The sequence below is a fragment of the Rhodococcus rhodochrous genome, assembly GCF_900187265.1.
Classification (GTDB): domain Bacteria; phylum Actinomycetota; class Actinomycetes; order Mycobacteriales; family Mycobacteriaceae; genus Rhodococcus; species Rhodococcus rhodochrous.
This window is the reverse complement of record NZ_LT906450.1, coordinates 530,906-555,210: the sequence shown is the minus strand read 5'-3', so window position 1 is coordinate 555,210 and position 24,305 is coordinate 530,906. Positions and strand designations below refer to the sequence as shown.

General features: G+C 66.2%; 14 protein-coding genes, 1 tRNA gene, 3 rRNA genes, 1 pseudogene and 1 riboswitch. Of the genes and pseudogenes, 6 read left to right on the top strand and 13 right to left on the bottom strand.

What is annotated here, in order from left to right:
• Positions 1 to 11 precede the first annotated feature (11 nt).
• The 3 genes from tilS to dacB are packed head-to-tail and all read right to left on the bottom strand — an operon-like array spanning position 12 to position 3,420.
• Positions 12 to 1,055 carry a tRNA lysidine(34) synthetase TilS gene (tilS, locus tag CKW34_RS02545; RefSeq protein ID WP_059382611.1) on the bottom strand — a complete coding sequence of 348 codons (1,044 nt, stop codon included), beginning with the start codon at positions 1,053 to 1,055 and terminating at the stop codon, positions 12 to 14.
• The gene (locus tag CKW34_RS02540) at positions 1,031 to 2,080 is read right to left on the bottom strand and encodes a zinc-dependent metalloprotease (protein ID WP_059382639.1); all 1,050 of its coding nucleotides are present in this window, start codon (positions 2,078 to 2,080) and stop codon (positions 1,031 to 1,033) included. Before CKW34_RS02540 ends, tilS begins: the two co-directional genes overlap by 25 nt.
• Positions 2,077 to 3,420: a D-alanyl-D-alanine carboxypeptidase/D-alanyl-D-alanine endopeptidase gene (dacB, locus tag CKW34_RS02535; RefSeq protein WP_059382612.1), complete on the bottom strand. Its 1,344-nt coding sequence runs from the start codon at positions 3,418 to 3,420 to the stop codon at positions 2,077 to 2,079. The genes CKW34_RS02540 and dacB overlap by 4 nt, the downstream gene beginning before the upstream one ends.
• 262 nt (positions 3,421 to 3,682) lie before the next feature.
• Here dacB and CKW34_RS02530 point away from each other — a divergent pair, with 262 nt between their 5' ends.
• Entirely contained in the window at positions 3,683 to 4,174 is a 492-nt protein-coding gene (locus CKW34_RS02530; RefSeq protein ID WP_006550524.1) for an inorganic diphosphatase, read from the top strand.
• Between the two features lie 68 nt (positions 4,175 to 4,242).
• Here CKW34_RS02530 and CKW34_RS02525 read toward each other — a convergent pair whose 3' ends face one another.
• Positions 4,243 to 5,073, bottom strand: coding sequence for a crotonase/enoyl-CoA hydratase family protein (locus CKW34_RS02525; RefSeq protein ID WP_059382613.1), 831 nt, complete (start codon positions 5,071 to 5,073; stop codon positions 4,243 to 4,245).
• Positions 5,074 to 5,174: 101 nt separating this feature from the next.
• Between CKW34_RS02525 and CKW34_RS02520 the strand changes: the two genes are divergently transcribed.
• Complete coding sequence (locus tag CKW34_RS02520; protein ID WP_059382614.1) at positions 5,175 to 5,648, top strand: YbaK/EbsC family protein; 474 nt, start codon at positions 5,175 to 5,177, stop codon at positions 5,646 to 5,648.
• A 219-nt stretch (positions 5,649 to 5,867) separates the two neighbouring features.
• Positions 5,868 to 6,398: a winged helix-turn-helix domain-containing protein gene (locus tag CKW34_RS02515; protein ID WP_059382615.1), complete on the top strand. Its 531-nt coding sequence runs from the start codon at positions 5,868 to 5,870 to the stop codon at positions 6,396 to 6,398.
• A gap of 62 nt (positions 6,399 to 6,460) precedes the next feature.
• On the opposite strand, the gene CKW34_RS02510 is transcribed toward CKW34_RS02515, so the two are convergent.
• Together CKW34_RS02510 and CKW34_RS02505 are read right to left on the bottom strand one after the other, a co-directional pair.
• The gene (locus tag CKW34_RS02510) at positions 6,461 to 7,078 is read right to left on the bottom strand and encodes a hypothetical protein (protein WP_080968265.1); all 618 of its coding nucleotides are present in this window, start codon (positions 7,076 to 7,078) and stop codon (positions 6,461 to 6,463) included.
• Positions 7,079 to 7,287: 209 nt separating this feature from the next.
• Positions 7,288 to 8,601 carry an aminotransferase class V-fold PLP-dependent enzyme gene (locus CKW34_RS02505; RefSeq protein ID WP_059382616.1) on the bottom strand — a complete coding sequence of 438 codons (1,314 nt, stop codon included), beginning with the start codon at positions 8,599 to 8,601 and terminating at the stop codon, positions 7,288 to 7,290.
• 68 nt (positions 8,602 to 8,669) lie between these two features.
• Positions 8,670 to 8,787, bottom strand: a riboswitch (SAM riboswitch).
• Between the two features lie 162 nt (positions 8,788 to 8,949).
• Between CKW34_RS02505 and CKW34_RS02500 the strand changes: the two genes are divergently transcribed.
• From CKW34_RS02500 to CKW34_RS02490, 3 genes and pseudogenes are all read left to right on the top strand, one after another.
• Positions 8,950 to 12,855, top strand: coding sequence for a Pls/PosA family non-ribosomal peptide synthetase (locus CKW34_RS02500; RefSeq protein ID WP_059382617.1), 3,906 nt, complete (start codon positions 8,950 to 8,952; stop codon positions 12,853 to 12,855).
• Positions 12,822 to 14,201 (top strand): M1 family metallopeptidase, encoded by a 1,380-nt coding sequence (locus tag CKW34_RS02495; RefSeq protein ID WP_016694643.1) that lies wholly within the window; start codon positions 12,822 to 12,824, stop codon positions 14,199 to 14,201. The genes CKW34_RS02500 and CKW34_RS02495 overlap by 34 nt, the downstream gene beginning before the upstream one ends.
• A gap of 259 nt (positions 14,202 to 14,460) precedes the next feature.
• Positions 14,461 to 16,027, top strand: a pseudogene (locus tag CKW34_RS02490) (IS1634 family transposase).
• Positions 16,028 to 16,182: 155 nt separating this feature from the next.
• Here the strand turns inward: CKW34_RS02490 and CKW34_RS02485 are convergent.
• The 7 genes from CKW34_RS02485 to CKW34_RS02455 form a co-directional block, all read right to left on the bottom strand.
• Positions 16,183 to 16,689 carry a putative immunity protein gene (locus tag CKW34_RS02485; protein WP_174479630.1) on the bottom strand — a complete coding sequence of 169 codons (507 nt, stop codon included), beginning with the start codon at positions 16,687 to 16,689 and terminating at the stop codon, positions 16,183 to 16,185.
• Between the two features lie 167 nt (positions 16,690 to 16,856).
• A 5S ribosomal RNA gene (gene rrf / locus CKW34_RS02480) occupies positions 16,857 to 16,973 on the bottom strand.
• Positions 16,974 to 17,087: 114 nt separating this feature from the next.
• A 23S ribosomal RNA gene (locus CKW34_RS02475) occupies positions 17,088 to 20,220 on the bottom strand.
• A 302-nt stretch (positions 20,221 to 20,522) separates the two neighbouring features.
• A 16S ribosomal RNA gene (locus CKW34_RS02470) occupies positions 20,523 to 22,044 on the bottom strand.
• The 16S, 23S and 5S rRNA genes sit together here, the layout of an rRNA operon.
• Before the next feature lie 492 nt (positions 22,045 to 22,536).
• Complete coding sequence (locus tag CKW34_RS02465) at positions 22,537 to 22,734, bottom strand: hypothetical protein (protein ID WP_059383073.1); 198 nt, start codon at positions 22,732 to 22,734, stop codon at positions 22,537 to 22,539.
• A 243-nt stretch (positions 22,735 to 22,977) separates the two neighbouring features.
• Positions 22,978 to 23,053 (bottom strand) — tRNA-Thr (locus CKW34_RS02460).
• A gap of 62 nt (positions 23,054 to 23,115) precedes the next feature.
• The gene (locus CKW34_RS02455; protein ID WP_059383074.1) at positions 23,116 to 24,303 is read right to left on the bottom strand and encodes a DNA polymerase III subunit delta'; all 1,188 of its coding nucleotides are present in this window, start codon (positions 24,301 to 24,303) and stop codon (positions 23,116 to 23,118) included.
• Between the last annotated feature and the right edge of the window lie 2 nt (positions 24,304 to 24,305).

The following is a 24,305-nucleotide window of genomic DNA, read 5'->3' as shown; positions in this document are numbered from 1 at the left end:
CTTCCCTACCTTCAGCTGCCGGTCGCCCGGACCTTCGCCCGGTCGACGTACTCCACGGCAAGCGTGCCACGCCGACGCGACACCACCAACCTCGTCCCCGTCCGCGGCCCCCGCCCGACCGCGACCGGGCCCTGTCCGCGCCACGCCACTACCAGGTCGTCGACCGCCCGCAGCATCGTCTCGTTCGGTGTCGCGGTGTGATCGATCAGCCACGATCGGAGGGCTCTGCGTCGCACTGCGGCGGGAGCCGCCGCGAGTGCGTCGGTGTCGAGCAGGTCGTCCTCGCGCCGCGCTGTCGCGAGCAGGTCGCGAGCCCAGACGTCGAGGGCGTGACCGTCGTCCTGCAGTTGCCCGGCCGTGCGCGCGAGGGCTTCGGCGACGCCCCCACCGAGCACGTCCTCGAGCAGCGGCAGCACCTCGCGGCGCAGGCGCACGCGCGTGAACCGGTCGTCGGCGTTGTGCGGATCCTCGTACGGGCGGTAGCCGAGTTCGTCGCACGCCCGGCGGGTCGTGTCGCGGCGCACGCCGAGCAGCGGACGGCCCCACGGCGGGTCGAAGGGTGCCATCCCGCGGATCGAACGCAGACCCGATCCGCGGCCGAGACCGAGCAGCACCGTCTCGGCCTGGTCGTCGAGGGTGTGACCGAGCAGCACGGGCCGGTCGTCGCGGTTCTCGTCGAGGGCCCGGTAACGGGCCGCGCGCGCGGCGGCCTCGATGCCTCCCCCGCCGGTGACGTCGACACCGACCACCGTGACGGTCGCGCAGCCGCGGGCCCGGGCGAACTCCGCGGCCCGCGCTGCGACGACCTCGGAGCCGGACTGGAGGCGATGATCGACGACGACGGCGTGCACCGCGTCGGTCTCCGCGACGGCGGCGGCGGTCAGGGCGGCGGAATCGGCGCCGCCCGACAACGCGACGGTCACCGCGTCGGCCGGGTGCGCGCCCAGCCAGGCCCGCACGGCGAGGCGCACCTCGTGGATCGCCGGGGCCTCGGGCAGCAGCGGACGATCGGTCGACGGTGAAGCCACGATCAGCTCAGCACCCGCGCGATCCACGCGTCGGGATGGTCGATCTCGCTCAGGGTGGGCAGGGCGTCCGGACCGGACCACACCGCGTTGAAGTCGTCCATGCCGACCTTCGCGACGACGGCGTCGACGAACTTCTTGCCGTGCACGTACTGGGCCATCTTGGCGTCCATGCCGAGGACGAGCCGGATGAGGCGATGCACCGGGCTGCTGTTGCGGTGCCGCCGGTTGTCGAACGCCCGCCGGATCCGCGCGACCGACGGGACCACCGCCGGGCCGACACCGTCCATCACATGATCGGCGTGCCCTTCGAGGAGCGTTCCCAGGGCGAGGATCCGGTCGAACGACTCACGCTGCGACTGCGCCTGCAGCGCCCGCACGACACCGAGCATGCCCCGCTCCGACATCGGCTTGTCGCCGGGAGTGCGCAGGTCCTTCACCGCCGACACCACGCGGGTCGCGACGTCGCCCATCGGCTCCTCGACCGCAGTGGCGAGGTCGGCGGCGGCCTCGCGCATCAGCTCGGCCATCCACGGTGCCTGCGCGAACTGCACGCGGTGGGTCACCTCGTGCAGACACACCCACAACCGGAAGTCGGCGGGCGGCACCTTCAGCGCGCGTTCGACCGCGACGACGTTGGGCGCGACGAGCAGCAGCGAACGGGAGAACGGGTCGTACTGTCCGAGCACCGCGGACGACAGGTAGGCGAGCATGGCGCCGGCCTGTGCGCCCGCCGGTTTGCCCACCCAGCGCGGGGAGGAGCCGGACGGGTCCTCGCCCGATGTCGCGGTGAGGTCGGCCATCGACGCTGCTGCCGCACGCACCCAGCCCGGCCGGTCGACGACCTGCGCGGGCGGCGGCTCGGTTCCGTCGTCGAGTCGTGTGTGCTCGCGCACCGGTCCCTCGGCGCGTGAGGCGGCCGAGAACAACTCGTCCTGCACCGCGTCGCGGGTGTACCGCGACATCGCGGGTTCGGAGCGGGTGAGGCGCACGCCGACGCCGGCCGCGAACGACCAGTCGATCGCGTCGCCGAGTGCCCGCTCCTTGCCGGTCATCGGCAACCGCACTCACGGAGTACCGACGCCACGGCGTCGAGGGCGGGGCGGGCCTCGCTCGGGGACCTGCCGTTGGAGAGCAGCGCGAACGACAGCACGCGGCCGTCGGAGTCGACGACGTATCCGGTGAGTCCGTTGACCTCGGTCAGCGTGCCGGTCTTCGCCCGCACCCATCCGGCTCCGGCGCGGGTCGTGGTGCCGTAGCGATCGGCGAGCGTGCCGGTCGCTCCGGCGACGGGAAGATAGTCGAGCATGGGCCGCAGCTCCGTCCTGTTCGGTCCGGCCGCCTCCGAGATCACGCGATCGAGCGTGCGAGCGGGGATCCGGTTCTCGACCGAGAGCCCGCTGACGTCGCGCAACGTCACTCCGGTGACGTCCAGACCCGCTTGCTGCAGGGTACCGGTCACGGCCTTCGTGGTGCCCTCGAACGAGTGCTCGTTGCCGGTCGCGACCGCGACCTCCCGTCCGACGGTCTCCGCGAGGACGTTGTCGGATCGGCCCAGCATCTGGCCGAGGCGCACGGTGAGCGGCGCCGACTGGACCGACGCCATGGGCGCCGCGCCCGGCGTGGCGGACCCGGGCGCGACCCGCGCCGGATCGGCACCGAGTGCGGTGGCCAGTGCACGACCGGCGTCCAGAGCGGGCGTCGCGCTGCGGGGCGATTCGTCCTCGAGCGGCCGCAACCGGCCACCGTCGAGCATCACGGGTTCGATGGGCGCGACATAGCCGTCGCCGACGTCCTGCGGGAACCAGCCCGGCGCGAGCGGATCCCCGGTGTACAGGCTCGTGTCGACGAGGACGGTCTCGACCGTCGCGCCGCTGCGCCGGATCTGTTCGGCGAGGTCGGCGATGCGAGGGCCACCCGGGTAGAAGCTCTCCTCCCCGGGCGGCATCGCCGAGAGGGTGGGATCGCCACCGGCGATGAGGACGATCTCACCCGGCTTCGAACCCTCGACCACGCGCGTGGTGATCCGATGGTCGGAGGGCAGCACGAGCATGGCGGCCGCGGCGGTGAGGATCTTCGTCGTGGAGGCCGGGATCAGCGCGCGATCGGCGTCCTTCGACCACAGCACCGTGCCGGTCGTGGGGTCGGTGATCGATCCGGCGAAGTCACCGAGACCGGGATTGTTCACGGCCTGGTCGAGTGCCGCAGCCAACGAGGCCGGGTCGGGCATCGGAGCGTCGGGCGAGACCGCGGCGACCGCGGGGGTCGCGACCACCGGCGCCGGTGCGGGGAGCACGACCGCGCCGGCGGACGCCCGCACGTCGTAGATCGCGAAGGCCCCGCCCACGACGAGAGCGAGGAGACCCGCTCCCCAGATCCCGAAGAGGATCTTCATGTTCCGTCGTCGCCTGGTTGCCAGTGAACCCTGCTTCTTGTTGCCGCCCTGCCCCGTCAACACGCCTCCGCTGCATCCTGCACACACTGGTCGACCAGCTACCCGCACTTCCCGCTGCCGGCCGCATACTGCTGTGACGCACTCGGGGCCCCGGTACCTGCACCTCCAGCCTAGCGCCGCGACCGTTATCCTCTCTGCGGACCATCACCGCAGATACGGATGTCGTATCCGCCGGAAAAACACCGACGAAGTGAGGCAAGGCGTGGAGTTCGAGGTCACCATCGAGATCCCCAAGGGACAGCGGAACAAGTACGAGGTCGATCACGAGACCGGACGCGTCAAGCTCGATCGTTACCTGTACACCTCGTTCGGCTACCCGGCCGATTACGGCTACATCGAGAACACCCTCGGTGAGGACGGCGATCCGCTCGACTGCATGGTCCTGCTGCCCGAGTCGGTCTTCCCCGGCGTGATCGTCGAGGCCCGCCCCGTCGGCATGTTCAAGATGGTCGACGAGGCCGGTGGCGACGACAAGATCCTGGCCGTCCCGGCCGGCGATCCGCGCTGGGATCACGTCCAGGACATCAGCGACGTCTCGCAGTTCGAGCTCGACGCGATCAAGCACTTCTTCGTGCACTACAAGGACCTCGAGCCGGGCAAGCACGTCGAGGCCGCCGACTGGGTCGGTCGCGCCGAGGCCGAGGCCGAGGTGACCGCGTCGGTCGAGCGCCTGAAGAACAACGGCGGGCACTGACACCGAGCCTGCAAGGACGGATCCCCCGGACGATCGCATCGTCCGGGGGATCCGTCGTCTATGGGGGGCTATTCGCCCTTGAACTGCGGCGGGCGCTTCTCGAAGACGGCCGTGATGGCCTCGGTGAGGTCCTCCGACGGCAGGAACGCCGCGTTCCACGCCGCGACGTAGCGGAGGCTGTCGTCGACCTGCGGAGAGCGGGTGTGGTCGAGGACGTCCTTGATGCCCTGGACGACGAGCGGTGGGTTGGCGGCGATCTCCGCGGCGGTCGCGTGGGCGGCGGCCAGCACTGCGTCGGCGTCGTCGTGGACGTCGTTGACGAGACCGATCTTCTCGGCGCGGGCGGCGTCGATGTCCTTGCCCGTGAGCGCGAGCTCGCGGACGTGACCGTCGCCGATGATGAGCGGGAGCCGGGCGAGGGTGCCGACGTCGGCCACCATTCCGACCTTGACCTCGCGGACGCTGAACTTCGCATCGGCGCTCGCGTAGCGGATGTCGGCGGCGGAGATGAGGTCGACCGCTCCGCCGATGCACCAGCCCTGGACCGCCGCGACGACCGGCTTGCGGCAGTCGGCGACGGCCGTGATGGCCGCCTGCATGTTCTTGATCATCGCGTGGAAGTCCGTGCGAGGCTTCGCGAGCGCCTTGCCGGAGACGACGGCGCCGAGGCTGCCGCCCATGGCGACGAGGTCGAGGCCGTAGGAGAAGTTCCGGCCGGAACCGGCGAGGACGACGGCACGGACCTCGGGGTCGGCGTCGAGCTCACCGAAGAGGACGGGCAGTTCCGCCCAGAAGTCGGGGCCCATCGCGTTGCCCTTGCCGGGGCCGATGAGCGTGACCTGTGCAACGTGATCCTTGCGTTCGACGGTGAACGCTTTCCAAGGCGAGAGATCGGACATTACCGAAGAGTAACTTGTGGATCGCCGGATCGCATCGGCACCGTCCGATCCGGGATCGCGGAAGCCCGCACATCGTCCGGCGATTTTCCTACTCTTGATCCATGACCAGGTCGCTGCATCCGAATGCCCACCGCGTCTCGGACACGCTCATCGCCCGCGGCCATCACGGTCTGATCGTCCAGCAGCCGGAGACCGTGCACACCGCCGAGCAGGCCGCCGCCGCGGTGGGTGTGGAGGTGGGCGCGATCGTGAAGTCGCTCGTCTTCCTGCTCGACGACGACCCGATCCTGCTGCTGGTGTCCGGGGCGCATCGCGTGTCGGTCGAGCGGACCGGCGAGCGGCTCGGCGGCGAGCTCGTGCCGGCCTCCCCCGACCTGGTCACGGAGGTCACCGGTCAGCCGCTCGGTGGCGTCGCACCGCTCGGCCACCCCACGAACCTGCCCACCTACATCGACCGCGCGCTGCAGCACCACCAGGATCTGTGGGCGTCGGGTGGATGCCCGAACACACTGTTCCGGACCGTCTATTCGGAGCTCATGCGCATCACCGCGGCGATCGACATCGACGTCGACTGAGACCGCCCACCTACCGGTACCGCAGGCACCTCCACCCGGGTACACTCTCCGTCGTGACAGTCCGAGCGTGGAGCCGCAGGCATGTCGACCTGTGTCGTACCCGCTCGTGTCTCTGTGCGTTCTGAGATCCGCACCATTCCTCCCTCTTTCCCGGCGCCGCACAGCTGCGGGTAGTCGCCTGCCCGGCGCCCTTCACCTTCCGACCAGCGGAGCCCTTCCATGACCACGTCCTCCATCGAGAACCCGGCCGGCAGCTCGGTCGATTCCCCCGAACTCGTTCTCATCGTGCAGATCTCGGACACGAATGCCGGATCGGCGGGCGATCTCGCAGCCCTCGCCGACGCCCTGCGGGAGACCGCGCTCGACCTGCTCCCGGGCGCGCGCACCCACACCCTCCTCAGCCCCGGCCCGACCCCTCTGGTGATCGACCTGCCCGCCCGCGGTCTGGTGCTCGACAATCAGCGGGTCGAGTTGAGCCACAGCGAATTCGAGATCCTCGCGTATCTGGTCCGCCGGCCCCGCGTCGTGGTGTCCCGCGCCGCGCTGCGACCGCTCGGCGCCGGATACTCCGAGAACGACGACTTCGACACCGATCGGGGCAATCGCAGTGTCGACGTCCATGTCTCCCGGATCCGTTCCAAGCTGGGACGTTTCGGCAACATCATCACGACCGTCCGTGGGTCGGGTTATCGGTTCGATCCCGATCCGCGCGTGCACGTCGTCGAAACACTCGACCGCCGCACGGCGTGAGCGCATACGAAGGAGGGGCAGGAGTCGAAACTCCTGCCCCTCCTTCATGATACGGAGATGCGTCAGGAAGCGCGCACGGATGCCTGAGCGCCCTCGCCGAATCGGCGCAGGACCTCGACGACGGTCGGTGAGACCTCGATGAGGCCGCGCGACTCCAGCCACGGCAGCGTTCCGTCGACGAGATGCTCGACGGTGAACGGCGCGGCGAGCGGGATCAGCGTGACACCGTCGGCGACCTGCACGGCATGGATGTCGGCGATCAGCCCGGCGAGACCGTGCGGCGTACCGACATAGGACAGCGTGCCTGTCTCCCCGCGGGTGGATTCGGGGCGGGCGCGCCGGGTGCGGGCGGTGCGGGCATCGGAGGCGAGGATGACCTCGACGTCGACGAGCACGGTGACCGAGTCGGGGTCGCGCCCCTCCTCGACGGCCTCCGCACGGATGCGGTCGCGCAGTTTCCCGGCTTCACGCAGGTCGGCGGCACGCACCCGCACGACGTTGAAGGCATCGGCGCTGAGGTCGAGCGGCGGGTCGCCGGCGCGGCCCAGGGTCAGGTCGGCCCAGTAGTCGGGTCCGGAGTGACCGGTGAGTTCGACGGCGACGCGCAACGGCCGGACGGCGGCGGACTCGACGACGGCCGGGTCTGCGGACACAGGGGTGACGGTGGATGCGACGGACATGGGATACCTCTCGGTACGGGCCGCGGAGCGGCACGGAGGGATCGGCCTGGGGGGCCGGAAGACTGTGAGGGAGAAGACCTTCAGTCCGGACAGATTCCCGATGCCGTACGGCAGAGGTCGACATGGCGACGGCACCAGCGTGCCGCAGCGATCGCCCTCGTCCGTTCCATGCGAATTACCCTACTTATCCTGTGGGGAATTGTCGACCGTCAGACGCACGGCGATGCATCACCATCGGTCGCACCGAGACCGGGACGCGTCTCCGGCGAGGGGTTCCACACGCCGTCGGTCTTCGCGTGCACCCACGCCGGCCCGTTCTCGACCAGCGAGCGGAGTGCTCCGAGGAGGCGTTCGACGTCGTCGGACGAGCTGCCGAGTCCGAGCGATGCCCGGACGGCACCGCCGGCGCGGCCGACCCGCGCGAGCAGCGGGTGCGCGCAGAACCGGCCGTCGCGGACACCGATGCCGTGTTCGGCGGACAGATAGGAGGCGATGTGGCCGGGCTCGTAACCGTCGACCGTGAAGGTGACGATTCCGACGCTGTCGGCCGAATCGTTCCACAGCCGAAGCACTTCCACGCCGTCGATGGTCTGCAGACCGTCGACGAGCAGGGCGCACAGGGCCTCCTCGTGACGGGTCACCGCGTCGGAGTCGAAACCGGCGAGCGCATCGCACGCGGCGGCGAGAGCGGCGACACCGAGCACGTTGGGGGTGCCGGCCTCGTGACGCGCAGGGGCGCAGGCCCATTCGGTGTGATCGAGGCGCACCTCGCGCACCGCACCACCACCGGCGAGGTACGGCTCGGCGGCGTCGAGCCAGTCGCGGCGGCCGACAAGCGCTCCCGCACCGAACGGCGCGTACAGCTTGTGACCGGAGAAGGCGAGGTAGTCCACGCCGAGCTCGGCGAGATCCACACGGCGGTGGGGCACGAGCTGCGCGCCGTCGACGAGGATCCGCGCACCGGAAGCGTGTGCGAGCTCGGCGAGTTCGGCGATCGGCAGGACCTCGCCGGTGACGTTGGAAGCACCGGTGACGGCGAGCAGGGCCGCGGGGGCGCGCTGGAGTTCGACCGCGAGGCGCCACACCGTCTCGGAGACGGTGTCCGCGGCCTCGACGATCCGAGAGTTCTTCCAGGGCAGCAGATTCGCGTGGTGTTCGATATCGAGCACCACGACGTCACCGGGCACCGCGCTCGCGAGCAGGTTCAACGAATCGGTGGTGTTGCGCGTGAAGACGACGACCTGGTCGTCGGCCGCGCCGACGAAGCGCGACACGGAGGTGCGGGCGTCCTCGTAGGCGGTGGTGCTGATCCGCGAGGCGTATCCGGCGCCGCGGTGCACGCTCGCGTAGAAGGGCAGCAGCTCGGTGATGCGGTCGGTGACGGCGGACAGCGCCGGTGCACTCGCCGCGTAGTCGAAGTTCGCGTAGGTGCAGGTACCACCCTGGACGAGCGGAACCTGCACGTCACATCCGGAAACGGTGGCGAACGGAGCGATGCAGGTGGTGGCGGCTACAGCAGTCATGACAAATCCCTCGTGTACTCAGGGACCCGCCGGTGACGCCTACGACAGAGAATTCTCGTCGCCGGCGGAGTCCGCGCTTGCCGTGTCCGGTAGTGGATTCACGGCCCGGTCGTCACCCGGAGCACCCCACCGCGGTTGGAGGGTTGCCGACCAGCTAGCCGGGGCTTGACGCTGGTACTCATGACCTGGCGAAGAGAATGGCAGGACGACCGTGCCGTGTCAACCCCGTACCGCTCCGCGTCGCCCGGCACCGCGAGGACGACACGCGTTCGCGCGCCGAACGTTCACCTGTCGTCCACCGGGACGTGAGATAACCGGAAGATCCATCGAGCAGAAGGACGCGCGGAGTTGCCAGCCATATCCTCGACCCCCGTCGGCCGGTCCCCCATCCCGGACGAGTTCCTCCGCGCGTCGCACGCCCCACCCGCTCGCACCCTCGTCGACCTGCTGCGGAGCACCGCCGAAGCGCATCCCGACGCTCCCGCGATCGACGACGGCTCGACGATCCTCGAGTACGCCGAACTGGTCGAGGCGGTGATCGCCGGTGCGTACGCGCTGAACGACGCGGGCGTCGGGGCCGGCGACCGGGTCGGCGTGCGCATGACCTCCGGGCGCAGCGACCTGTATGTGACGATTCTCTCGATTCTCGCCGCGGGCGCCGCATACGTCCCCGTCGACGCCGACGATCCCGACGAACGAGCCGAACTCGTGTTCTCGGAAGCGCAGGTCACCGCCATCGTCACCGACGAGGGCATCGGATCGGGCACGGCCGCACCGTCGGGCACCCCGGTGGTGCGGGGTCCGAACGTCGACGACGACGCGTGGATCATCTTCACCTCCGGTTCGACCGGGACACCGAAGGGTGTCGCCGTCACCCACCGCAATGCGGCGGCCTTCGTCGACGCGGAAGCGCGGATGTTCTGTCAGGGGGCGCCGCTCGGCCCCGGCGACCGTGTCCTGGCCGGCCTGTCGGTGGCGTTCGACGCTTCGTGCGAGGAGATGTGGCTCGCCTGGCGGCACGGCGCCTGCCTGGTTCCGGCACCCCGCGCGCTCGTCCGCTCCGGCATGGATCTCGGGCCGTGGCTCGTCTCCCGCAACATCAATGTCGTCTCGACGGTGCCCACCCTCGCGGCGATGTGGCCGGCCGAAGCCCTCGAGGCGGTGCGCCTGCTCATCTTCGGCGGCGAGGCCTGCCCACCCGACCTCGTCGAGCGTCTCGCCGTTCCGGGACGCGAGGTGTGGAACACCTACGGACCCACCGAGGCGACGGTCGTGGCCTGCGCGTCGCTCATGGACGGCACCGGACCGGTCCGCATCGGCCTGCCCCTCGACGGATGGGACCTGGCCGTCGTGGACGCCGACGGAAACCCCGTCGAGGAGGGCGCGACCGGGGAACTCGTCATCGGCGGTGTCGGTCTCGCGCGCTACCTCGATCCGGCGAAGGACGCCGAGAAGTACGCTCCCATGCCCACTCTCGGCTGGGACCGCGCCTACCGCAGCGGCGATCTCGTGACGCTCGACCGCGCCGGTCTGCTGTTCCAGGGGCGCGCCGACGACCAGGTCAAGATCGGTGGTCGCCGCATCGAGCTCGGCGAGGTCGACAACGCGCTGCAGAACCTGCCGGGCGTGGCGGGCGGCGCCTGCGCGGTCCGCAGGACCGCTGCTGGGCACTCGATCCTCGTGGGGTACATCGCCTCCACCGATCCGGACTTCGACATCACGTCGGCCCACGACCTGCTGTCCGAACAACTCCCCGCCGCGCTCGTCCCGCGACTCGCGCTCGTCGACGAACTCCCCACCCGCACATCCGGCAAGGTCGACCGCAACGCTCTGCCGTGGCCGCTGCCGGGCGCCGATGCCGACTCGGTGGAAGCACTCGGTCTCGATCCCACCGCCGAATGGGTCGCCGAACTGTGGACCGACATCCTCGGTGCCCGGATCGAGGGCGTCGACGACGACTTCTTCGAACTCGGCGGTGGTTCCCTCGCGGCGGCGCAGCTCGTCACGGCGCTGCGGAGCCGATATCCGGAGATGACGGTCGCGGAACTGTACGACCATCCCCGGCTCGGATCACTCGCCGTCTATCTCGACGAACTCGCACCGACGGAAGCCGCGACCCCCCGTGAGGTGGCCCCGGTGCCGCGACTCGCCCAGCTCGGGCAGATCGCGGTGACCGCCGTCCTCACCACCCTCACCGGACTGCAGTGGGTGACCTGGCTGGCCATCCTGAACAACGTCGTCGCGTTCGTCGTCGACGTTCCGTGGACCGTCACCCTGTCGTGGTGGTGGGTGGCGCTCGGAGTCCTGCTGTTCCTCACGCCCGTCGGCCGCATGGCGATCTCCGTCGCGGGTTCGCGTCTGCTGCTGCGCGGCGTGAAGCCCGGAAGCCACCCCCGTGGTGGGAGCGTCCACCTCCGGCTGTGGACGGCCCTGCGGCTGTCCGAGGCCGTGGGTGCCGTGAACATCTCGAGCGCTCCCTGGATGCGGCAGTACGCGCGGGCGCTGGGCGCGAAGGTGGGCCGCGACGTCGACCTGCACAGCCTTCCGCCGGTCACCGGCCTCCTCGAACTCGGCGACGGTTGTGCCGTCGAGCCGGAGGTGGATCTCGGCGGCTACTGGGTGGACGGCGACGTCGTCCACATCGGAAGCATCCGGATCGGTGCCGGCGCCACGGTGGGTGCCCGGTCGTTCCTGGCCCCCGGCGCGCGGATCGGCAAGAACGCCGAAGTGGAGGCCGGATCCGCGGTGTTCGGCCGCGTGAAGGCCGGACAGAACTGGTCGGGCTCACCCGCCCGCAAGGCCGGCAAGGCCGACCGGCCGTGGCCCGCCGGGACACCGCCGCGGGGCAGCAGATGGGTGCCGGTCTACGCCCTGTCGTCGATCCTGCTCGGCGGCCTGCCCATCGTCTCGATCGCCGCCGGGGTCGCGCTGCTCGTGTGGTGGGTGCACGACACCCCCACCGTCTCCGACGCCGTGGTGCACTCGCTGGCGATGCTGCCCGTCGCGGCGCTGCTGACGATGTTCGTCTTCGCCCTGCTCACCCTGATGGCGGTGCGGCTGCTCGCCATCGGGATGTCGGAAGGCTGGCATCCCGTGCGCAGTCGCGTGGGCTGGCAGGTGTGGTTCACCGAGCGCCTCATGGACTCCTCGCGCACCTTCCTGTTCCCGCTCTACGCGTCGATGCTCACCCCGATCTGGCTCCGTCTGCTCGGCGCCGACATCGGCAAGGACGTCGAGGCGTCGACCGTGCTGATGGTCCCCAAGTTCACGAAGGTCGCCGACGGAGCGTTCCTCGCCGACGACACGATGGTCGCCTCCTACGAACTCGGCGGCGGCTGGCTGTACATCTCGCATGCGAAGGTCGGCAAGCGTGCATTCCTCGGCAACTCGGGGATGGCGGCGCCGGGTCGGCGGGTCCCGAAGCATGGACTCGTCGCGGTGCTCTCCGCTGCTCCGGAGAAGGCGAAGTCCGGTTCGTCGTGGCTGGGCAGTCCCCCGGTGCGCCTGCGGCGCGCGAGCGGCGACAGCGACGCGAGCCGCACCTTCGAACCGCCGCTGAAACTGAAGATCGCGCGCGGCGCGGTGGAGACCTTCCGGCTCGTGCCCATGGTCGTCACCTACGGCATCGGGCTCGGTGTGCTCTTCGCCCTCGACACCCTCGCCGTGCACTGGGGCTATCTCGCCGCGGCACTGCTGGGCGGTCTCGTGCTCATGGTGGCCGGCGCTCTGGCGTGCCTCGTGACCGTGATCGCGAAATGGCTCGTCGTCGGTCGGATCGGACGCGTCGAGCACCCGCTGTGGAGTTCGTTCGTGTGGCGCAACGAGGTCTCCGACACCTTCGTCGAGACCGTGGCGGCACCGTGGTTCGCCCGGGCCGCGGCGGGCACCGCCGTGATGAATCTGTGGCTGCGCGCGCTGGGGTCGAGGATCGGCCGCGGTGTGTGGTGCGAGAGCTACTGGTTGCCCGAGGCCGACCTGGTGTCACTGGGCGACGGTGCGACCGTCGAACGCGGTTGCGTTGTACAGACCCACCTGTTCCATGATCGGATCATGTCCATGGACACCGTGACCCTCGGCGCCGGCGCCACGCTCGGCCCCCAATGCGTCGCGTTGCCCGCCTCGGGCATCGGGGACGGCGCCACCGTCGGCCCCGCCTCGCTGGTGATGCGCGGCGACGTGGTCCCGCCGTCCACTCGCTGGCAGGGCAATCCGATCACGCCGTGGACCACACCGAACGACTGGTCGCCGCGGTGAAGCCCATCAAGGCCGCCAAGCCCGTCGCGCCGGTCGCCGCCGACCGCCCGCTCGATCCCTATCTGCCCGAGAGCGGGAACCGCGGCTACCGAGTCTCCCGCTACGAACTCGAACTCACCTACAAGGTCGTGTCCAACCGGCTCGACGGCCGAGCGAAGATCATCGCCACGACGACGGACGTGCGCGCCAAGTACTCACTCGATCTCGCGCAGTCGATGCGGGTCGCGAAGGTGACCGTCAACGGGCGACGTCCCGCCAAGTTCGCGCATCGCGGTGGCAAGCTCACCGTCACCCCCGCCGAGAAACTCCCTGCCGGGGCGGTCCTCGTCTTCGGTGTGCAGTACTCGGGCACGCCCACCCCGCTGCGCACGATGTGGGGTGAGGTCGGCTGGGAGGAACTCGACGAGGGGTCGCTCGTCGCGAGCCAGCCCAACGGCGCACCCACCTGGTTCCCCTGCGACGACCATCCCGGTTCGAAGGCCACCTACCGCATCGCCGTCACCACCGACGCTCCGTTCGTCGCGATCGCGAACGGCACGCTCGTGCACAAGACCACGAAGGCGAGCCGCACCACACGGGTGTACGAGCAACCCGAACCGATGGCGACCTATCTCGCCACCGTCCAGACCGGCCACTACGAGATACGCACCCTCGCAACGGAACCCGTGCCGCAGTACGGTATCCACCCGCCTCGCCTGCGCGCGGAGTTCGATCGGGACTTCGCTCGTCAGACCGAGATGCTCGAGTTGTTCACACGCCTGTTCGGCCCGTATCCGTTCGCGCACTACACCGCTCTGGTGACCGACGACGACCTCGAGATCCCCCTCGAGGCGCAGGGATTGTCGATCTTCGGCGCGAACTTCTGCGACGGCACCGGCCGCGAGGAACGGCTCGTCGCACACGAGTTGGCGCACCAGTGGTTCGGCAACAGCCTCACGTTGAACCGCTGGTGCGACATCTGGCTCCACGAAGGATTCGCGTGCTACGCGGAGTGGCTGTGGTCGGAGAACTCGGGCGGCAGGTCGGCGCACGCGCACGCACTCGACGCCCACCGGGGACTGGCCCGCAAGCCGCAGGACATCCTGCTCGAGGATCCGGGCCCGAAGGACATGTTCGACGACCGCATCTACAAGCGCGGGGCACTGACCCTGCACGCCCTGCGCGTGCAACTCGGCGACGAACCGTTCTTCACCCTCCTGCGGACGTGGACCGCGGAACACCGGCACGGCAATGTGACGACGGCGCAGTTCAAGGATCTCGCCGCGCGTTTCTCGGACGTCTCGCTCCGGCCGCTGTGGGAGGCGTGGTTGAGCACGCGAGAGCTCCCTCCGGCACCGACCGCCTGACGCGATGCCGGCTTCATCACAGGGCAGGCCATCGGCGTCAACGGTGGTTGGTACCTGTAGGTGTGATCTTCGGGACGCCGACCGGTGGCATGAGCACCGGTCGCGGGAGGTGGTGATCCGGAGCGGGGCCCGAGTACCGGGTTCCCCTCCCTGACTTGCACAAGTTGAGGAGGATTCCCGGGTTCTCCGAGCGTTTCCGCTGGTAGCGGGATCGCGGGTTGTCGATTTGGGGCACTAAACGGTCGGTAGGATCTGGCGGGTGGCGGCGTACATTCGCAAGGTTCGGACCGCGTCGGGGGCGACGGCGGTGCAGATCGCGGTCAAGCAGGGCGGTCGCCGGACGATCGTCGAGCATGTCGGTTCGGCCCACACCGACAGCGAGTTGGCCGCGTTGATGCAGCTCGCCCGCGGCAAGCTCCACGCCGGCCAGGAAGAACTCGACCTGGGACTGGATGTGCCCGGCAACTCCGGGAAGGGACCGTCGCTGATCACCGCGAAGCGCTCGCGCTGGCTGATCGAGGCGGTCGAGACCGCCTGGCACCGGCTCGGGTTCGACGTCATTGACGACGAGGCTTTCTTCCAGTTGGTCCTTGCCCGGATCGTGGAGCCGACCTCGATGAGTGACACGGCCAGGGTGGTCGGCGAGATCGGCCTGACCCCGGTTCACCGCAACACCTACGCGAATGCATTGAAACGATGTGCCACAAGTGATTACCGGGATCGGGTCGCGACGCGATGTTTCGAGCATGCCGCGGCGACCGGGGGTCTGTCCCTGGTGCTCTACGACGTGACCACCCTGTATTTCGAAGCGGAGAAAGAAGACGATCTCCGCAAGGTCGGGTACTGAAAAGGAACGCCGGGTCGACCCGCAGATCGTCGTCGGCCTGCTCGTGGACCGGACCGGTTTCCCACTGGAGATCGGCTGCTTCGAAGGCAACAAGGCCGAAACCCACACAATCGTGCCCATCATCCGCCAGTTCCAGGACCGACACGACATCGCCGGAGTCGAGATGGTCGTCGCCGCCGACGCCGGCATGCTCTCCGCCGGTAACCTCGCAGATCTCGACGGCGTCGGCCTGAAGTTCATCGTCGGGTCTCGGGTCACCAAGGCCCCGGCGGATCTGGCCAACCATTTTCATTGGAATGGAGACGTTTTCGTCGATGGGCAGATCATCGACACCGTCACGCCCCGCCACGCCCGCAGCGTAGTCAACACGGCGAAAAGACGCGCCGAACCGATCTGGGATCCGGTTCGGCATCCCACCTCGTGGCGGGCGGTCTGGCAGTACTCGAAACGCCGTGCTGTCCGCGACAACCAAACACTCAACGCTCAGGAAGCCCGCGCACGGGCGGTCGTCGACGGTGGCAAGGCACCGAAATCGACCCGGTTCGTCAAGACCACTACCAGTGGCCGCACCGTCGATGAGGCGAGCATCGAGCGGGCCCGATCACTCATCGGCCTGAAGGGATACGTGACCAACATCCCGGTCACACTCATGGAGCCGGGCGAGGTGATCGGCAAGTACCACGACCTCTGGCATGTCGAGCAGTCGTTTCGCATGTCGAAAACCGACCTGCGGGCACGGCCGATGTTCCACCACACCCGCGACGCGATCGAAGCCCACCTCACGGTCGTCTTCACCGCACTCGCGATCGCCCGCTACCTGCAGGCCGAGACCGGGACTTCGCTTCGTTCCCTGGTCCGGACCCTGCGTCCGCTCCAGGAAATCACCATCACCATCGCCGGCTACCCCCACACCGCTACCGACCCCCTCGACCCGGACGCGGTCCGCATCCTCACCGCGCTGGGTCTACCGACTCGGTGATCGGAGCGGGGCACTAAATCTGTGCAAGTCAGGTCAACGGTGGTTGGTACCTGTAGGTGTGATCTTCGGGACGCCGACCGGTGGCATGAGCACCGGTCGCGGGAGGTGGTGATCCGGAGCGGGACCCGAGTACCGGGTTCCCCTCCGGACGTCTTCTAGTTCGGGCGACGTAGAGACGTATCCAGTGCGCTCATCAACTCTCCGACCCGACTTCTCGACGTGGGCGCGAGCGGATATCTGGAGAGGACGTCGACCACCACGGAAGTCGCGCGTCGCCGGGCGTCGTCGAGCGCGTCCTCCACGGCTCCCGGGTCGCCGTCAGCGCGGAGTTCGGCGATGCGAGCGGCACTCGCTGCGGCACGCAGGATGTGCCCGACCTGAGTGGCCTTCGCGATGGGGTGCAGATAGGCAGCCGCCGCGGCATCACCGGCGCACCGTGCGGCAAGGGACGCCGCCTCCGTCGGTGCGTCCTTCGCAGCCCGGTGGGCATCCAGGGCAGTGACGCGCTGGAGTCTCGTTCGTCGCGCACCGTCGACGAATTCCCTAGCCGCGTCGAGTGCTGCACGTGGACGACGGTCGTCGGGCACAGATTCTTCGAAGACGGGGAGCACGGCCTGGGCGCTCTCCGTCACGTATCGGGCGACCGCTCGTAGTTCGTCCATGGTGAGTTCGAAATCACCGAACACGCTTGTCGCCGGCTCGATCCGTCCCACAACTCCGAGCATAGGTCGGACGGATGTCCGCATACGAGAGGAGGGGACCCGCGAAAGCGGGTCCCCTCCTCAAAGCCGAAGACCCCCAACAATGTTGGGGGTCTTCGGTAACGGGTGTTCGGCGGTGTCCTACTCTCCCACACCCTGTCGAGTGCAGTACCATCGGCGCAGACAGGCTTAGCTTCCGGGTTCGGAATGGGACCGGGCGTTTCCCTGTCGCTATGGCCGCCGTAACTCTATGAAACAGTAACCACGCAGACCTCTCGATAGCGTTCCGCCGCAGCAGAACTCGATCGGATATCTGTGTGTGTTGTTTCAGATACCGCACAGTGGACGCGTAACATCTTCGTGGTAAGTCCTCGGCCTATTAGTACCGGTCACCTCCACACATTGCTGTGCTTCCAGTTCCGGCCTATCAACCCGGTGGTCTGCCGGGGGCCTTACCCCCTCGAGGGGGTGAGAAACCTCATCTTGGAACAGGCTTCCCGCTTAGATGCTTTCAGCGGTTATCCCTTCCGAACGTAGCCAACCAGCCATGCCCCTGGCGGGACAACTGGCACACCAGAGGTTCGTCCGTCCCGGTCCTCTCGTACTAGGGACAGCCTTCCTCAAGTTTCTAACGCGCGCGGCGGATAGAGACCGAACTGTCTCACGACGTTCTAAACCCAGCTCGCGTGCCGCTTTAATGGGCGAACAGCCCAACCCTTGGGACCTACTCCAGCCCCAGGATGCGACGAGCCGACATCGAGGTGCCAAACCATCCCGTCGATATGGACTCTTGGGGAAGATCAGCCTGTTATCCCCGGGGTACCTTTTATCCGTTGAGCGACACCGCTTCCACATGCCGGTGCCGGATCACTAGTCCCGACTTTCGTCCCTGCTCGACCTGTCAGTCTCACAGTCAAGCTCCCTTGTGCACTTGCACTCGACACCTGATTGCCAACCAGGCTGAGGGAACCTTTGGGCGCCTCCGTTACATTTTGGGAGGCAACCGCCCCAGTTAAACTACCCACCAGGCACTGTCCCTGAACCAGATCATGGTCCGAGGTTAGAGGTCCAATACGATCAGAGTGGTATTTCAACAACGACTCCACAACCACTGGCGTGGCCGCTTCACAGTCTCCCACCTATCCTACACAAACCGAACCGAACACCAATACCAAGCTATAGTGAAGGTCCCGGGGTCTTTTCGTCCTGCCGCGCGTAACGAGCATCTTTACTCGTAATGCAATTTCGCCGAGTCTGTGGTCGAGACAGCAGAGAAGTCGTTACGCCATTCGTGCAGGTCGGAACTTACCCGACAAGGAATTTCGCTACCTTAGGATGGTTATAGTTACCACCGCCGTTTACTGGGGCTTAAATTCTCAGCTTCGCCACCGAAGTGACTAACCGGTCCTCTTAACCTTCCAGCACCGGGCAGGCGTCAGTCCGTATACATCGTCTTACGACTTCGCACGGACCTGTGTTTTTAGTAAACAGTCGCTTCTCTCTGGTCTCTGCGACCACCCCCAGCTCAGAGTGCAAGACTCGTCACCGAGCGTGGTCCCCCTTCTCCCGAAGTTACGGGGGCATTTTGCCGAGTTCCTTAACCACAGTTCTCTCGATCGCCTCGGTATTCTCTACCTGACCACCTGTGTCGGTTTGGGGTACGGGCCGTGTACCAACTCACTAGAGGCTTTTCTCGGCAGCATAGGATCACTGAATTCCCCTCAACGGGTACGCATCACCTCTCAGGCTTGATGAATGGCGGATTTGCCTACCATTCGCCCTACCGGCTTACACCAGGTATTCCATCACCTGGCCCAGCTACCTTCCTGCGTCACCCCATCGCTTGACTACTACAATCAGGGTCCCGTGCAGCCATCCCCACAGTTCCCGAAGGAACAGCGGAGACTTTTGGACGGTTAGCACAACTGATTCGCCATTGGGCGCGGATACACGGGTACGGGAATATCAACCCGTTGTCCATCGACTACGCCTGTCGGCCTCGCCTTAGGTCCCGACTCACCCTGGGCGGATTAACCTGGCCCAGGAACCCTTGGTCATCCGGCGGACGAGTTTCTCACTCGTCTTTCGCTACTCATGCCTGCATTCTCACTCGCGTGGCCTCCACACCTGGATCACTCCGGCGCTTCCACGGCCACACGACGCTCCCCTACCCATCCACACACCTGGCCGACCCTCCGTGGAGAATCAGCGGGCTTGTGTGAATGCCGCGGCTTCGGCGGTGTACTTGAGCCCCGCTACATTGTCGGCGCAGGACCACTTGACCAGTGAGCTATTACGCACTCTTTCAAGGGTGGCTGCTTCTAAGCCAACCTCCTGGTTGTCTCAGCGATCCCACATCCTTTTCCACTTAGTACACGCTTAGGGGCCTTAGCCGGCGATCTGGGCTGTTTCCCTCTCGACTACGAAGCTTATCCCCCGCAGTCTCACTGCCGCGCTCTCACTCACCGGCATTCGGAGTTTGGCTGATTTCGGTAAGCTTGTGGGCCCCCTAGACCATCCAGTAGCTCTACCTCCGGTGAGAAACACGCGACGCTGCACCTAAATGCATTTCGGGGAGAACCAGCTATCACGGAGTTTGATTGGCCTTTCACCCCTACCCACAACTCATCCCCTCAGTTTTCAACCTAAGTGGGTTCGGGCCTCCACGACGTCTTACCATCGCTTCACCCTGGCCATGGGTAGATCACTCCGCTTCGGGTCTAGAACATGCCACTAGATGCGCCCTATTCGGACTCGCTTTCGCTACGGCTACCCCACACGGGTTAACCTCGCGACATGCCACTAACTCGCAGGCTCATTCTTCAAAAGGCACGCCATCACCCCCAACACCGAAGTGTTCGAAGGCTCTGACGGATTGTAAGCGCACGGTTTCAGGTACTATTTCACTCCCCTCCCGGGGTACTTTTCATCTTTCCCTCACGGTACTAGTCCGCTATCGGTCACCAGGGAGTATTCAGGCTTATCGGGTGGTCCCGACAGATTCACACCGGATTTCACGGGCCCGGTGCTACTCGGGTACTTTTCACGAGAGCCGGCAAGTTTTCGTCTACGGGATTCTCACCCTCTACGACAGGCCGTTCCAGACCACTTCGACTAACCAACCGGTTTCTTACTCTCGCCCGTCATGACAGTGACGGGAAGAAAAGCCCCACAACCCCACGGATGCAACGCCTGCCAGCTATCACACACCCATGGTTTAGCCTCATCCGCTTTCGCTCGCCACTACTCACGGAATCACATGTTGTTTTCTCTTCCTGTGGGTACTGAGATGTTTCACTTCCCCACGTTCCCTCCACACACCCTATATATTCAGGTGCGGGTAACACGACATCACTCGTGCTGGGTTTCCCCATTCGGAAATCCTCGGATCACAGCTCGGTTGACAGCTCCCCGAGGCATATCGCAGCCTCCCACGTCCTTCATCGGCTCCTGGTGCCAAGACATCCACCGTACGCTCATAAACACTTACAACAAAGATGCTCGCGTCCACTGTGCAGTTCTCAAACAACACACAACAACCCCTACCAACGCCGGCCACACGGCCAACCGTCTTCGTAAGTCATCGTCGCTGATCAAACACTCGCGTGTTCTCTCAGGACCCAACAGTGCACCGATATATCACCCACCAACCGACCGTGTAGCCGGCTGATATGCGGATGAGGCTGTCAGCGTTCCACCCATGAGCTTCTGCCGTTCCACCCGTGGGAACGAAACAGTCTCTGCCCGTGAGGACGTCACCTGTGTGACCCCTCGCCGGGAGAAGTGCTCCTTAGAAAGGAGGTGATCCAGCCGCACCTTCCGGTACGGCTACCTTGTTACGACTTCGTCCCAATCGCCGATCCCACCTTCGACGGCTCCCTCCCACAAGGGGTTAGGCCACCGGCTTCGGGTGTTACCGACTTTCATGACGTGACGGGCGGTGTGTACAAGGCCCGGGAACGTATTCACCGCAGCGTTGCTGATCTGCGATTACTAGCGACTCCGACTTCACGGGGTCGAGTTGCAGACCCCGATCCGAACTGAGACCGGCTTTAAGGGATTCGCTCCACCTCACGGTATCGCAGCCCTCTGTACCGACCATTGTAGCATGTGTGAAGCCCTGGACATAAGGGGCATGATGACTTGACGTCGTCCCCACCTTCCTCCGAGTTGACCCCGGCAGTCTCCTGCGAGTCCCCACCATCACGTGCTGGCAACACAGGACAAGGGTTGCGCTCGTTGCGGGACTTAACCCAACATCTCACGACACGAGCTGACGACAGCCATGCACCACCTGTCTACCGGCCACAAGGGAAACCACATCTCTGCAGTCGTCCGGTACATGTCAAACCCAGGTAAGGTTCTTCGCGTTGCATCGAATTAATCCACATGCTCCGCCGCTTGTGCGGGCCCCCGTCAATTCCTTTGAGTTTTAGCCTTGCGGCCGTACTCCCCAGGCGGGGCGCTTAATGCGTTGGCTACGGCACGGATCCCGTGGAAGGAAACCCACACCTAGCGCCCACCGTTTACGGCGTGGACTACCAGGGTATCTAATCCTGTTCGCTACCCACGCTTTCGCTCCTCAGCGTCAGTTACTGCCCAGAGACCCGCCTTCGCCACCGGTGTTCCTCCTGATATCTGCGCATTTCACCGCTACACCAGGAATTCCAGTCTCCCCTGCAGTACTCGAGTCTGCCCGTATCGCCTGCAAGCCCGCAGTTGAGCTGCGGGATTTCACAGACGACGCGACAAACCGCCTACGAGCTCTTTACGCCCAGTAATTCCGGACAACGCTCGCACCCTACGTATTACCGCGGCTGCTGGCACGTAGTTGGCCGGTGCTTCTTCTGCAGGTACCGTCACTTTCGCTTCGTCCCTGCTGAAAGAGGTTTACAACCCGAAGGCCGTCATCCCTCACGCGGCGTCGCTGCATCAGGCTTTCGCCCATTGTGCAATATTCCCCACTGCTGCCTCCCGTAGGAGTCTGGGCCGTGTCTCAGTCCCAGTGTGGCCGGTCGCCCTCTCAGGCCGGCTACCCGTCGTCGCCTTGGTAGGCCATTACCCCACCAACAAGCTGATAGGCCGCGGGCTCATCCTGCACCGAAAAACTTTCCACCCCTCGCCATGCAGCAAGAGGTCATATCCGGTATTAGACCCAGTTTCCCAGGCTTATCCCAGAGTGCAGGGCAGATCACCCACGTGTTACTCACCCGTTCGCCACTAATCCACCCAGCAAGCTGGGCTTCATCGTTCGACTTGCATGTGTTAAGCACGCCGCCAGCGTTCGTCCTGAGCCAGGATCAAACTCTCCGTTGAAGACTCACAATCACCCCGAAGGGGCAATCAGTCAAAGACATCGAGTCAAATCACTAGCATAAAAACTCAAACTAGCTCAAAAACACTGACCATCCCAGACGGAAGAATGAGACGATCAGCAAATACCCACCCCATCGAAACGACGGAGCGGAGTACCAAATAATATTGGCACTGACATTCATCGGCACACTGTTGAGTTCTCAAAGAACACGCACACACCATCGATCCCGAACCTTCCGGTTCGTTCACTCCGGGGTGACTGTTCATCCGAGGACCTTCCGGCTCTCGGGCACGGTTCCAAACCTTACCAGAAGGTTTCGAACCAGTGAAATCTGCAGGCGCCTTCGTCCAACCTCGTTGTCCCGTTCCTCTCGGCCCGGGTCGGTGTCCGTGTCGCTCTGACCTGGAATAAGTTACGCGAACATGTCCGAGAACACCAAATCGCCAGGTCAGACCGGGTTTATCGGCTCATACAGCGTCGTTGTGGGGCGTTCAGGGGACCCAGTACTTGGCAGCGAGGTGCTGGACGACCGGACCGTCCTCGTCGGCCTGCTCGAGCATCGCGAGATCGCTGCGGAGATCCATGAGGCGAGGGTCGTCCCCCTCGGCGTCGCCGATCGGCCGGCCCCCGTCCTCGGCGCGCTGCCGCAGGATCTTCTCCCGAACCCGGTCCTTCAACGACTCAGCCATGAGAGAAGCATGCTGCGCGGTGACCGGGTTGTCGAGGATTTCGTACTCGTGTCCGAGACTCCGCGTCGTGCGCGTCAGCGGTCCTTGTCCCGGAAGACCCGGACGGCCATGGGCAGCACCACTGCGAGAGCGCCGATGATCAGGACCAAGGAGAACAGTTCCATCAACATGTCTCCATCATCCGTGCGAATCGCACAGCGCGCAGAAACGTCGAAGGCCCCTCACCGGGGTGAGGGGCCTTCGTGGAGCTGCCTGTCGGAATCGAACCGACGACCTTTTCATTACGAGTGAAATGCTCTACCGACTGAGCTAAGGCAGCGAGCCTTTCGGCGTCCGAAGTCTAGCGGACTACCCCCACCCCGATGCAAACCGGCACTTCGGCTACCGGAACGCCGAGCTCAACCGGGCTGCGAGCGCTGCGAGAGCGAAGCGAGGTTTGACGTTCTGGGCGAGCGCCTCCCGGCAGTCGAGGATTGCCTCGATGCACTCGAGAAGCGACTCCGGCCGGGTCCTCGACGCCAGGTCGGCCGCACGATCCGACATATCCGGATGGTTGAGCGTGACCCGCGATCCGAAGGCGTGCACCAGCGCGTCCCGATACAGACCGGCGAGATCGATGAGCGCTCTGTCCATGATGTCGCGCTCGGTTCGCGTCTTCCGTGACTTCTGGGTGCGTTCGAGTTCCTTGAGGACCCCGGCCGAACCGCGAAGCGCACCCGCAGCACCCTTGCCGGTACCGCCGGCACCGAGAGCGGTCCTGAGCTCTTCGGTCTCGCGCTCGTCGCGCTCCGCACTGATCTCCTTCGCCTCGGTCTCGGCACTGCGTCCGAGGTCGTCGGCTGCGGAGTAGGTGGTGGCGGGGCGCAGGACCGCGCCGGCGACAGCGAGGGCACGTGCCCGGTTGTCGCGGGCGCCCTCGTCGGTGGCCAGCCGTCGGGCCCGGCCGACGTGGCCTGCACTGACGGATGCAGCCCACTGCGCCGTCTTCGGATCGATGCCGTCGGTGGCCTCGAGGACACGCGCGATGGCGTCGGCGCTGGGAGTGACCAGCCCGATGTGACGGCAGCGCGAGCGCAGCGTCACCGAGATGTCCTCGGGATCGATCGACGGCGCGCACAGGAGAAAGACCGTTCGCTGCGGCGGTTCCTCGACCACCTTCAGCAGCGCGTTCGCGGCACCCTCGGTGAGGCGGTCGGCGTCCTCGATCACCACGACCTGCCATCGCCCCGTGCTGGGACGCCGCGAAGCGACCTGCACGATGTCGCGCATCGACTTGACGCTGATCGTCAGCCCCTCGGGCACGACCCGCCGTACGTCGCCGTGGGTGCCGGCCATCGTGGTGGTGCAGGCGTGGCATCGCCCGCAACCGGGAGTCTCCTCGTCGGTGCACTGCAGGGCGGCGGCGAAACACAGCGCCGCGACCGAGCGACCGGATCCGGGAGGACCGGTGAACAGCCACGAGTGCGTCATCGCCGACCCGGTGTCGCCACGACGGGCGGCAACCGCGGCCGCGACGAGTTCGGTCTCGACATCGCGCTGACCGACGAGACGATCGAAGACCCCGGACATGC